The sequence below is a fragment of the Arthrobacter sp. 2YAF22_2 genome (assembly GCF_052114645.1).
GTDB lineage: Bacteria > Actinomycetota > Actinomycetes > Actinomycetales > Micrococcaceae > Arthrobacter.
The window spans coordinates 1-9,674 of record NZ_JBFRFD010000074.1; the positions used below are offsets into that span (position 1 = coordinate 1).

Consider the following 9,674-nt stretch of genomic DNA (forward strand, 5'->3'; position numbering starts at 1 on the left):
GGGCGCGGTCAACATCCTGTACCGCCGCGAACTCGCCGCGGTCGCGGAGGCCGGCGGCGACGTCGAGGCCAAGCGCGCCGACGTCATCCGGCAGTACGAGGAGGAGCTGCTCAACCCATACCAGGCCGCGCAGCTGGGCTACGTAGACGCGGTCATTGCCCCCTCCGAGACCCGTCTCCAGATCATCAAGGGCCTGCGGGCCCTGCGGGACAAGCGCGCCAGCCTGCCCGCCAAGAAGCACGGAAACATCCCGCTGTGACGACGTCGGAATCCGGGATCGAAGCTGGTGCCTTGCCGGCAGGGCAGCCGCTGCTCGCCGTGGTCAAGGGCGAGCCGACGGCGGAGGAGCTGGCGGCGCTCACCGCCGTCGTCCTGTCCCTTGGCGACGGCGGAACCGCCGCGCCGGCGAAGCCCAGCGCTCGGCACTGGATCCGGCGGCAGCAGCTGCAGCTGGCGCCGAAACCCGGGCCAGGTTCGTGGAAGCGCAGCCGCGGCTAGGAAAAGTTCAGTAACCCTTTCATAACCGCCCCGGCCCGGCTAGTCTCATTCGGGTGACTACCGAAACCACTGAGAACACCACTCCCGGCCCGGTCCCCGCGCGCGCGAAAACCGCGATCGACGCCGTGGCCGATGCCTACACCGACACCCTGATCCGGCTTAACCCGAGCTTCGCAACGGAACTCGGCCTGCCCGGCCACGAAACCGAATACCAGGATTTCTCGCCCGCCGGGCAGGAGGCCTTCGCCGCCGCCGCACGCGAAACCCTCGCCGCCCTCGACGGGCTGGAGCCCGCCGACGACGTCGACGCTGTCACCCTTGACGCGATGCGCGAACGCTTGGGCCTGCAGCTGGAAATCCACGAGTCCGGCTGGGACCTGGCCGACCTGAACAACATCGCCTCCGCCTCGCAGGACATCCGCGCCATTTTCGATCTCATGCCGACGGAGACGGCCGAACACTGGGACCACATCGCCGGACGCGCGCACAACGTTCCGGCGGCCCTCGACGGCTACATCGTGTCCCTGCGCGCCGCCAAGGAGGACGGCAAAGTTGCCGCCATCCGCCAGGTGAAGATCGTGATTGAACAGGCCACGAGGCATGCGGCCGACGACGGCTTCTTCGCCAAGCTCGCCGCCGACGCCAAGACCGCGGACGGTCCGCTGCCCGAGGACCTGCAGTCCAAGCTCGACGCCGGCGCTGCCGCCGCCCGTTCCGCCTACGCCCGGCTGGCCGGCTTCCTGGAATCCGAACTTCTCCCGGCCGCCCCGGAGAAGGACGCCGTGGGCCGGGAGCGCTACGCCCTGGCGTCCCGGTCCTTCCTCGGCGCCGCCGTGGATCTGGAGGAGACCTACGCCTGGGGCGTACAGGAGCTGGACCGCCTGATCGCCGAGCAGCAGCGCGTGGCCGGGGAAATCCGCCCCGGCGTGACGGTCGACGAGGCCAAGGAGATCCTTAACAACGATCCGTCCCGGCAGCTCAAGGGCACCGACGCCCTGCGCGCCTGGATGCAGGAGCTCTCGGACAAGGCTGTGGCCGACCTCGCGGGCGTGCACTTCGACATCCCAGACGTCATGAAGACCCTCGAGTGCAAAATCGCCCCCACCCAGGAAGGCGGCATCTACTACACGGGTCCTTCGGATGACTTCAGCCGTCCCGGCCGGATGTGGTGGTCAGTGCCGCCGGGCGAGGACACTTTCACCACCTGGGCCGAGACCACCACGGTCTACCACGAGGGCGTTCCCGGCCACCACCTGCAGGTCGCCACCGCCACCTACCGCCGCGAACTGCTCAACAAATGGCGCCGCAACGTCTGCTGGACCTCCGGACACGGCGAGGGCTGGGCACTCTACGCCGAGAAGCTGATGCAGGAGCTGGGCTACCTGAAGGACCCGGGCGACCACATGGGCATGCTCGACATGCAGCGGATGCGCGCCGCCCGCGTGGTGTTCGACATTGGCGTGCACCTCGAGTTGCAGGTTCCTGATCGTTGGGGGTCAGGCACCTGGACCCCGGACACGGGGTACGAGTTCCTCAAGAAGAACCTTGCGATCAGTGAGGGCCAGCTTAAGTTCGAGTTCACCCGCTACCTCGGCTGGCCGGGACAGGCGCCGTCGTACAAGGTGGGCCAGCGGCTCTGGGAGCAGATCCGGGCCGAGCTCGAAGCCCGGCCCGGCTTCGACCTCAAGGCGTTCCACACCAAGGCGCTGAACATGGGTTCGGTGGGCCTGGACACCCTGAAGCGCGCGCTCCTGGGGTAGGCCGGGGCCCGGGGCCGCGGCGCGGCCGCCTTCCTCCGCGTGCTCGCAACGGCACGGCCGCCTTCCTCCGCGTGCTGCTCCTTCGTCGCTTTGACGCACGCTTCCGGAAGACGGCCGTGCCGTTGCCTGCTCCCCCGGGCCTTGGGCGAGACAATCACCACACTTCGGGTTGGAATAACTTCACAAACGGGTGGTCTTGCGGCTTCTTTGCGGGGATCTTGTGGGCGCAGTCGAAACTGCGTCGCGTAATATTTCTCAACGTTTGTTCGCCGTGCTATGCGGCGGGGCCCTAGCGTGTCCGGGTGACCACTCAGACAAGCACCTCCGCAACCGCAGGTAAGCCCGGTTTCCGGCTGCCCCAATGGGCCAGCTCGTTCGGCTTCCAGATCATTGCCGCCCTGATCGTGGGCCTGGGCCTCGGCCTGCTCGCGAAGTACACGGGCAGCACCAAAACCAACCCCAACGCCCTCGGCGCCACGCTGCAGACCATCGGTTCGAGCTACATCTCACTGCTGCAGACCGCCGTCGTGCCGCTCATCTTCACTGCTGTCGTCAGCTCCATCTCCAACCTGCGCGCCGTCTCCAACGCGGCCCGGCTGGCCTGGAACACGTTGCTCTGGTTCGCCATCACCTCGCTGATCGCCGTCCTGATCGGCATCGGGCTGGGCGTGCTGCTGCAGCCCGGCGCCGGCACCGGCATCACCCAGGAAGCCAAGTACGCCGGCAAGTCCGGCGACTGGTGGGCCTTCCTGATCGGGCTGTTCCCGAAGAATTTCCTGGGCCTCGGCGCCAGCACCACCGTCACCGACGGCGTCGCCAGCACGTCCGTGAGCTTCAATGTCCTGCAGATCCTGGTGATCGCGATCGCCGTCGGCATTGCCGCGCTTAAGGTGGGCAAGGCCGCCGAACCGTTCCTGAACCTCAATGCCTCCGCCCTGGCCGTGATCCAGAAGGTCCTCTGGTGGATCATCCGGATCGCCCCGCTGGGTACCGTGGGCCTGATCGGCAACGCTGTTGCCGTCTACGGCTGGGACACCATCGGCTCGCTCGGCAAGTTCACGTTCGCGATCTATGTCGGTCTGGCCCTCGTGCTGTTCGTGGTCTACCCGATCCTGGTCCGCAGCCACGGCTTGTCCATCAAGCAGTACTTCTCCGGCGTCTGGCCGGCCGTGCAGCTGGCCTTCGTTTCCCGCTCCTCGATCGGCACCCTGCCGCTTACCCAGCGGGTCACCGAACGCAACCTGGGCGTCCCCCGCGCCTACGCCTCCTTCGCCGTGCCGCTCGGCGCCACCACCAAGATGGATGGCTGCGCCGCGATCTACCCTGCTATCTCGGCCATCTTTGTGGCCCAGTTCTTCGGCATCCACCTCGACTTCAGCCAGTACCTGCTGATCGCCCTCGTCGCCGTGCTGGGCTCCGCCGCGACCGCCGGCACCACCGGCGCCGTCGTCATGCTCACCCTGACGCTCTCCACGCTGGGACTGCCGCTGGCCGGCGTCGGGCTCCTGCTGGCCGTCGACCCGATCCTGGACATGGGCCGCACCGCGGTCAACGTGGCCGGCCAGGCCCTGATCCCCGCGATCGTCGCCAAGCGCCAGGGCATCTTGGACGAGTCGCTCTACAACGCGCTCCGCCACGGTGACCCGTTCAGTGACGACGCCGTCGCCACCGCTGCCGCTGCTGACGTCCGCGCCGGCGACTCCGCCTCCGACGCGTCCGAGGCACGCGAACTGGCCGGCGCCAAGGTTTAGGCGCTCCGGCTGGCTGCTCAAACCGAACGGCACGTAGAAGTCCCCGGGAACCCAGTTCCCGGGGACTTCTTCGTTGCCTAAGCGGCTGTGGTGAGTTGGTGTCAAGCAGTCTTAGCGGCCGCCTCCGCCGATGACGCCCTTCTGCACGGCCTTGGTGACTGCGTCGGCCTCGGACTGGGTCAGGGTGCCGTTGCTAACAGCCTTGTCCAGCCTGGTCTTCAGCGCCGCGGTATGGTCCGCCTGCTCGGCGGTGCGGAGCTCCTCGAGGGCGGCGGTGACCTTGGCCTCTTCAACGCCAAGCGATGAGGCGAGCGACTTGGCCAACTCCGCCTGCAGTGCGGTGCGGTCCGGCTTGGTGCCGGCGGCCGGCGGAGTGGTGGGCTTGTGCGCGTCTCGGAAGGTTTTCAGGGCGGCGGTGACCTTGGCTTTGTCGACGCCGAGTTTGGTGGCGAGTTCGGCGGCGTTCGCTCCGCCAAGACCGGCGCGTTCGCCGCCGTGGCCGTGGCCACCACGTCCACTGCCGTCACCGGGCACGGCGGTGCCGGCACTCGCGCTGGGGGCGGGCGTCGGCGTCGTGGTGGCGGAGGCCATCCCGGCCAATCCAAGACCGGCGCCCACCGCCAGCGCGGCGGCAGAGATGCCGAGCGTGATTCTCTTGGTGCGTGACATGTACTGTCTCCTCAGTCTGCCGCCAGGTGACGGCTCCGTTGGCTGCGGTCTCTCCGCGAGACCTGCCCCCAGTCTGACCCCTGGGGCTCAGGAAGAGCTGTTCACAACCTTTCAGCTTCCTGTGAATGATTTTCCGCAGGACTTTCCCGTTGCCTCGGCCGGCAAAGTGGCTAGGCTCAGGGCATGCTGATCGTCACTTCGAACGACATCCCGGGCCACCGGATTGACGCCGTGTTCGGCGAGGTCATGGGGCTCACCGTCCGCTCGAGGGACATCGGCGCGCAGGTGGTGGCGGGCCTACGGTCGCTGGCCGGCGGCGAGCTCCGCGAACTGACCCAGGTCCTCTACGACAGCCGCCAGGAGGTCATGGCCAGGATGGTCGCAGAGGCCGCGCAGCGCGGTGCCAACGCAATTGTTGCGATGCGCTTCGACACGGCGCATATGGCCAACAACTGGACGGAAATCTGCGCCTACGGGACGGCCGTGCTGGCGGTCCCGCTGGGCGACGGCGAAGCAGGCGCCACGGGCCAATCGATCCGGCTCGCGCCGGCCCGCACCGAGGCCGGCAAATAAAGTTGCCCTGAGTGCAAACATGCACGTAGTGTAATCGCATGCCCACTCCTCCCCCGTCCAACACGGCAGCCCACGCCGACGCCGGAGCGCCCTCGCGGCGGGAGCTGAACAAGGCAGCCACCCGCCAGGCCATCACGGAAGCGGCAGTCGGGCTGCTCCGCGGCAAGGGGCCAGGCAACTTCACCGTGGAGGACATCGCCGAGGCGGCCGGCATTTCCCGCCGAACTTTCTTCAACTACTTCAGCAGCACCGAGGCGGCCCTTGCCTCGGCAACCCACGGGTTCCTGGACAAGGCACTCCAGCAGTTCCGGCTCCGCCCCGCCGGCGAGCCGATCCTGGAATCCGCGCGCGCCGCCCTGGTTGAGCTCGCTGACCCCATGACCGTGGCACCGCTGGCCGAGCTCTACAGCCTGGGCCAGTCCAACCCGCAGCTGAACCGGTCCGAACTGGAAGCCTGGGACCACTGCACAGCGGAGATCATCGACGCCGCCCGGGTGCGCTTCGGTCAGGAGGCCGGAATCGAGATCGACGAACTGTACCTCCGCGCTCTCGCCGGCTCCATCATCTCCTGCGGCAAAGCAGCCATGGACGTCTGGTTCGCCCGCTGCCAAGGCTCGCTCTCCCCCGAATCGCTCTCCACCCTGCGCCAGCTACTGATCGACTCCATGAGCCTTCTCGGCTCCGGATTCGCCTCCCCGGCAGCCACTCCGGCAGCCACTCCCTCCGCCGCCCCTTCCGCAGATCGGTTCTGACATGGCACTACTGCTGTATCGCCTCGGCAAATTCTCCTACCGCCGCCGCTGGCTCGTCATCTCGCTGTGGCTTGCCGTCATGGTGGCGGTGGGCGGGGCCGCAGCGGCCTTCCACGGCACGCTGTCCAACAACTTCCAGATCCCTGGAACCGAGACCCAGCAGATGGCGGACAAGCTCAAGAAGGACCTCCCCGCCTCCTCCGGCGGCTCCGCGAGCATTGTCTTCGAAGCCAACGACGCGCGGTTCAGCCCGGCCGGCCAGGCCGCTGTCTCCGCCGCGCTGGCCAAGCTCAAGACCATCCCGGACGTGCAGGGAACCGTTGATCCCTTTGCCACCCAGGCGCAGCTGGACAAGGCCGGCGCCGATCTTGCCACCGGCGAACAACAGGCCGCCGCGGGCAAGGCCCAGCTGGACAAGTCCGCCGCGGATCTCGCCGCCGGCAGGGCCCAGCTGGATGCCGCAGAAGCGCAGATGACCGCGGCCGGGCTGCCGACGGCGGCCATCGAGGCACGGCTGGGACAGCAGAAGGCAGCCCTCGCCGAAGGCCAGGCGAAGCTCGACGCCGGCACCAAGGACCTCGCGGCCGGCAAGGCCAAGCTGGCGCTGGGCCAACGCCAGCTGGACGCTTCCAGGGGCCTGCGCTTCGTCTCCGAGGACGGCAAGGCCGCCATTGCCCAGGTGCAGTTCAAGACCTCGATCAACGGGCTCAAGCCGGAAGTGCGGCAGGAAGTCCAGGACATCGTCAAAGAGGTCTCCGCCGCCAACGTGACGGCGCTGCCCAGCAAGGAGATCAGCGAGGACATCTCGGAGATCTTCGGCACCGCCGAGGTCATCGGCATCGCGGTCGCCGCCCTGGTCCTGGTGGTCATGCTCGGCACGCTGATCGCCGCCGGGCTTCCCCTGCTGATGGCCATAGTCGGCGTCGGCGTCGGCGTCGGCGGCACCTTCGCGCTCAGCGGCGCCGTGGACATGAGCTCCATCTCCCCGATGCTGGCCCTCATGCTCGGCCTCGCGGTCGGGATCGACTACTCCCTGTTCATCGTCAACCGGCACCGCGGCCAACTGCTCGCCGGGATGGACCCCGAGGAGTCCGTGGCGCTGGCCACCGGCACCTCCGGCAACGCGGTGCTGTTCGCCGGCCTCACGGTCATCATCGCCCTCGCGGCCCTCGTGGTGCCGGGGTTGCCCTTCCTGGCCGTCATGGGGCTCTCGGCCGCCGCCACGGTGGCCGTCGCCGTCGTCGTCGCACTGACCCTCACGCCGGCGGTCCTGTCGCTGATCGGGCGCAAACTGGTGTCCAAACGGGCCTGGGCCAAGGCGGAGCAGCACAACGYCGCGCCCGGGCACGAGACCGAGGACCTGGCCAAGGACGAATACCGCAGCAGCCACGGCTGGGGCGGCGTCGTCACGAGGCACCCGTGGCTGTCGCTGCTGGCGGGCGTGCTGCTGCTGGGCGTGGTGGCGCTGCCCGCCAGCCAGCTGCGGCTCGCCCTGCCGGACGCCAGCTCCGAGCCGGTGGCTTCGCAGGCTTTCAAGGCGTACGACGTCACGAAACGGAGCTTCGGCGAGGGCATGACCGGGCCGATCATTGTGGTTGGCGACCTGCCGGCGGACCTGAGCGCCGCCGATGCGCAGGCCAAGCAGTTCGACGTCGCGGACATCCTGCGCGGCACGGACAACGTGGCCGCCGCCGTGCCGCTGGCCCTGAGCGAGGACCGCCGCACCGCGGTCTTCCAGATCCTCCCGAAGGAGGGTCCGGCCAGCGCCAGCACCGTCCAGGTGGTCTCCGAACTCCGCGCCGAAAAGGCCCAGATCAAGGACTCCACCGGGGTCAGCATCGGCCTCACCGGACAGACCGCCGGCAACGTCGACGTGTCCACCAAACTCGGGGACGCGCTGCCGCCGTACCTCACGATCGTGGTCGGACTTTCGCTGCTCCTGCTGCTGCTCGTGTTCCGTTCCATCTGGGTGCCGCTGCTGGCGACCGGCGGGTTCCTGCTCTCGCTCGCCGCCGCGTTCGGCGCCGTCGTCGCGGTGTACCAGTGGGGCTGGCTGGGTGCCGTGTTCGGGGTCGAGAACCCCGGGGCGGTGCTCAGCTTCCTGCCGATCATCCTGATCGGTGTGCTGTTCGGCCTGGCGATGGACTACCAGGTGTTTATCGCCTCCGGGATGCGCGAGTCCTACATGCACGGCGAAACAGCCAAGCGCGCGGTCCGCGTCGGCTTCAGCCATGCGGCGGCGGTGGTCACCGCCGCCGCGATCATCATGGTCAGCGTGTTCTCCGGTTTCATCTTCTCGCACCTGAATATGGTCCGGCCGCTGGGCTTTGCGATGGCCTTCGGCGTGCTGATCGACGCCTTCGTGGTGCGGATGACGATCGTCCCGGCCGTGATGTACCTGCTCGGCAGCAAGGCCTGGTGGCTGCCGCGCTGGCTGGACCGCATCCTCCCGGACGTCGACGTCGAGGGCGCCAAGCTGCGCAAGTCCGACGTCGACGCGAGTGGCGACGCGACCGAGCCGGAGCCCGCGGAGGCCGCGGCCCGGTAGCCCCGCCGCGTTGCATCAACGGTTTCGGTAGTAGTCCCGCCAGATCAGACGATGAACGGGCAGCCTGCGCGGGATCGACCTCAGGCCCGGAATGAAGGGCAGCAGCGTCAGCAGCGCGGTCAGCACGACCATTGTGAGGACTGCCAGTGCGTCGACACTCGGCGCGGACTTGAACGGTTCCACTTGGTAGAGGAGCGAGAAGAGCCACAGCCATGACTGTCCGGGGGTGTCACCGGTCTCGTTCATCACGCCCCATTGGTYTCCGGAGAGGTGCTGGCTGGCCGCAAGATCCGGGAAGTAGCTGCCGTCTCCGAGGAACAGGAGGCTGCGGGTGTAGTCCATGTTGTAGAAGTTTCCGCCGCCCTGAAGCACGCCATCCAGGGTGCCTTGCCGCGCCATGTCCAGCAACGCCCCGGTGAGCGCGGGGACCGGGCCATAGGCGCCGTCGGCCACCTTGGCCGGGTCGTCGTCGGGGGCAGCGGCCAGGGCGTCTGAATAGGCGGCGGTCCAGCTGGCCCGTTGCTCGTCGGTGGCGGCCGCCCAGTCGGCCAAGGCGGCCGGCGGGGACGGCAAGGACTGCAGCGGACCGATGACGAAATCCCTGGCGGTATCGACCGGGAGACGCACGCCGGAGAAACTTTGGAGGTCGATCGGGCCGATTTTCTGCGACGCGTCCGCCGTGGAATTGTAGGGCGGCCCGTACCCTGCCGTATCGCTGATTCCTCCCAGCTCCTTTGCGGCAGTTGCCACGAAGTCTGCCGGGGCGGCGGCGGCCCACGTCTTGAGGCTGACGCTGGGCTCATCCGGGGCACCGAAGAGTGCGGACACACCGAGCACCAAGAGTCCCACCACCACAACCCCAATGGTGAGTTCCTTGAGGAGGTCGTATTCACGGACCGTACCTGTCCACGGCCTACCGGCAACGCCGTCCCCCTTGCGCCACGAGGTGGAACCGCCGCCCTTGCCGGCCTTCACGCCGCGTCCCCGGACTTGGCGTTATCCCGCGAGGCGCCGGGCGCCAGGGGATGGCCCGGGACCTGGCCGCTGCCTCGCAACTGGGCGTCGCCGTCGTCGGCCTCCAGCGGCGGCACCACACCGTGGACCCGGACCAGCAAGACATGCA

9 protein-coding genes are annotated in these 9,674 nt (G+C 68.3%); 7 read left to right on the top strand and 2 right to left on the bottom strand.

What is annotated here, in order from left to right:
* From AB4Y86_RS04955 to AB4Y86_RS04970, 4 genes are all read left to right on the top strand, one after another.
* Window positions 1-259: carboxyl transferase domain-containing protein (locus tag AB4Y86_RS04955; protein ID WP_441400623.1), on the top strand; the 259-nt coding region annotated here is incomplete at its 5' end.
* On the top strand, window positions 256-498 hold the full coding sequence (locus tag AB4Y86_RS04960) for an acyl-CoA carboxylase subunit epsilon (protein WP_441400625.1): 243 nt from the start codon (window positions 256-258) through the stop codon (window positions 496-498). The genes AB4Y86_RS04955 and AB4Y86_RS04960, both read left to right, overlap by 4 nt.
* Window positions 499-551: 53 nt before the next feature.
* A complete protein-coding gene (locus AB4Y86_RS04965) occupies window positions 552-2,258 on the top strand; it encodes a DUF885 domain-containing protein (protein ID WP_441400627.1) in 1,707 nt (568 codons plus the stop codon).
* Window positions 2,259-2,560: 302 nt separating this feature from the next.
* Window positions 2,561-4,009, top strand: a complete 1,449-nt coding sequence (locus tag AB4Y86_RS04970) for a dicarboxylate/amino acid:cation symporter (protein WP_441400628.1) — start codon at window positions 2,561-2,563, stop codon at window positions 4,007-4,009.
* A 111-nt stretch (window positions 4,010-4,120) separates the two neighbouring features.
* On the opposite strand, the gene AB4Y86_RS04975 is transcribed toward AB4Y86_RS04970, so the two are convergent.
* Window positions 4,121-4,678: a hypothetical protein gene (locus AB4Y86_RS04975; protein ID WP_441400630.1), complete on the bottom strand. Its 558-nt coding sequence runs from the start codon at window positions 4,676-4,678 to the stop codon at window positions 4,121-4,123.
* 183 nt (window positions 4,679-4,861) lie between these two features.
* Here AB4Y86_RS04975 and AB4Y86_RS04980 point away from each other — a divergent pair, with 183 nt between their 5' ends.
* The 3 genes from AB4Y86_RS04980 to AB4Y86_RS04990 are packed head-to-tail and all read left to right on the top strand — an operon-like array spanning window position 4,862 to window position 8,551.
* The gene (locus AB4Y86_RS04980; RefSeq protein ID WP_441400632.1) at window positions 4,862-5,251 is read left to right on the top strand and encodes a YbjQ family protein; all 390 of its coding nucleotides are present in this window, start codon (window positions 4,862-4,864) and stop codon (window positions 5,249-5,251) included.
* Between the two features lie 38 nt (window positions 5,252-5,289).
* On the top strand, window positions 5,290-6,003 hold the full coding sequence (locus AB4Y86_RS04985; RefSeq protein ID WP_441400634.1) for a TetR/AcrR family transcriptional regulator: 714 nt from the start codon (window positions 5,290-5,292) through the stop codon (window positions 6,001-6,003).
* 1 nt (window position 6,004) lies between these two features.
* On the top strand, window positions 6,005-8,551 hold the full coding sequence (locus AB4Y86_RS04990; protein ID WP_441400636.1) for an MMPL family transporter: 2,547 nt from the start codon (window positions 6,005-6,007) through the stop codon (window positions 8,549-8,551).
* A gap of 15 nt (window positions 8,552-8,566) precedes the next feature.
* On the opposite strand, the gene AB4Y86_RS04995 is transcribed toward AB4Y86_RS04990, so the two are convergent.
* Window positions 8,567-9,526: a hypothetical protein gene (locus tag AB4Y86_RS04995; RefSeq protein WP_441400638.1), complete on the bottom strand. Its 960-nt coding sequence runs from the start codon at window positions 9,524-9,526 to the stop codon at window positions 8,567-8,569.
* Between the last annotated feature and the right edge of the window lie 148 nt (window positions 9,527-9,674).